Raw genomic sequence first — 1816 nt, 5'->3', positions numbered from 1 at the left:
TTACATTAGCACAAGAAATACCCTCACCTATAATTCTAAAGATAGCATACCAACTTCCTCCATCCCAAGTTGAAAAAAACATTCTTATAAAATTGCGTCCATTTCTTAAATACCCACGCAATTCTAATCTATTCAATGCCTCTGCAGTTGCTCCATTATATCTAGCAGTTTCCCAAAATCTCCCATTAGAATTATAAGGAACATAAAGTAATCCTTGTTTATCCCTTTGAGAATCTGTAATAGCTCTATTTGGCGGATAAAGAATTGCCCAATCATCAGCTCCAAAAGCAATAGCCTTAAAAGAAGTGATGGTTCTAATATCATTAATATTAAACTTTATATCTACAAATCCTGAATGCCAATAAATTCTACCTGTGGCATAGGTTATATCAATATACCTTTTCTGCATTTTTGCTTTAATTCTTCTTACTCCACCATTTACCTTATCCCCATTATCCACTCTACATTCTGTTAAATTTATCGGACAAAAACTTATTCCTTTAGGGTCTTTCAAGCAAGAGAGGTTTTGCACTCCCTTAGATTCATCAATAGGGTAATTTGCATCATCACTTATCCACGAATTACATTTTCCTAACAAATCTCCATCATTAAAAACATCAGTTTGTGGGGCAGAATGGCATACAGGTTGAGTATCAAATTCTATTAGGGCATATTCTTTCTTAGGATTTTCCTCCCCAGCGTGATTCCCCATATCTGCCCATTGTCCATTAAAAGCCATAGCTACCCAATGCTCTCCAAGTGGTGAGATAACTTCTTTTCCCTCTATAACATCATATTCTTTCAACAAATTATCAGGTTGATTGGTTGCCCAATTAGAATAGCCAAGAGGTTTATTGTTTATATCCCTAAATCTTGTATCACTAAAATGGCAACCTCTATCAGGGAGACAATGGTTTTGCATAAAATTTGGGTCGTGTATTCCAATCCACGCATATTTACCTCTAGGAACAAGAGTAGAAAGAAATTGATTTTCTTGTGCGTTATTAGGAATAGCTAAATAACCTCCATTCCTTTTTGCCAAAGTCTTAGCCTCCTCAAAACTCATTCTTTTAGCAGTAGTAGTGTAATAATGCCCACCATAAGATTGAAATTCTCCAAAAAAATGACAATCTATGCTATAAAGATAAGAGATAAAACAACTAAAAAATAGGATAATTTTAGGGATTTGATTCATTGTCTAAGCCTTTGATTTAAGTGATTAAAAAAATAATTAAGGTTGAAAAGCAAGAATGATGAAAAAGATAGCTTAGATATAATTGTATTACTACGAATAACTAGCAATATTACTATATAAGAAGTTATAATAAAGAGGTATAGCAATAAATAGCTATTTAGAGTATCTCGAATTTTTTTATAAGGATTAGTTATAATGTTTTTAGGAGTTTGCCACAGGCTGAACTCCTGTGGCTTAATCTTAACTCCTGAAAGGAGTGATAAAAAGTGCAAGTCATAACGCTTATTATCAAGGTTATTATACTGCTTTGCCTTTTTGTAGTCAAGGCTTTTTAACCTAAGCTCTGCTAAAAAAGCAGAGCTTATAATAAGCTTCCCTGTGGTATTACCTATCTTTTTGTTTAATTTCTTTAAAGTTTTTGATGCTTTAGAGGAATCCTCTAGCCTTTTAGCCTTACTCTTTAGAGCTTTGATTTCTTGCCTTAATTCTTTTTTAATCATTTTTGTTACCTTATAAATTTGTGCTATAATCACTTATCCATTTGGCAAGATGGATACAAAAAGTAAAAACCTTTATAGTAAGCTAAAAGCTCGGTCTCTTTTTGAGGCTGAGCTTTTTTTT

General features: G+C 32.9%; 2 protein-coding genes. Both read right to left on the bottom strand.

What is annotated here, in order from left to right; translation table 11 throughout:
- On the bottom strand, positions 1–1195 hold a 1195-nt coding region (locus LS72_RS10365), incomplete at its 3' end, for a lectin-like protein (protein WP_269149296.1).
- The gene (locus LS72_RS10360; RefSeq protein ID WP_138155346.1) at positions 1192–1695 is read right to left on the bottom strand and encodes a hypothetical protein; all 504 of its coding nucleotides are present in this window, start codon (positions 1693–1695) and stop codon (positions 1192–1194) included. The genes LS72_RS10365 and LS72_RS10360, both read right to left, overlap by 4 nt.
- Positions 1696–1816: the final 121 nt, after the last annotated feature.

Origin of the sequence: Helicobacter apodemus, from assembly GCF_000765745.2 — a bacterium.
Taxonomy (GTDB): Bacteria; Campylobacterota; Campylobacteria; order Campylobacterales; family Helicobacteraceae; genus Helicobacter_D; species Helicobacter_D apodemus.
Note: the sequence above shows the minus strand (reverse complement) of the source record. Positions and strands in the feature narration are given on the sequence as shown.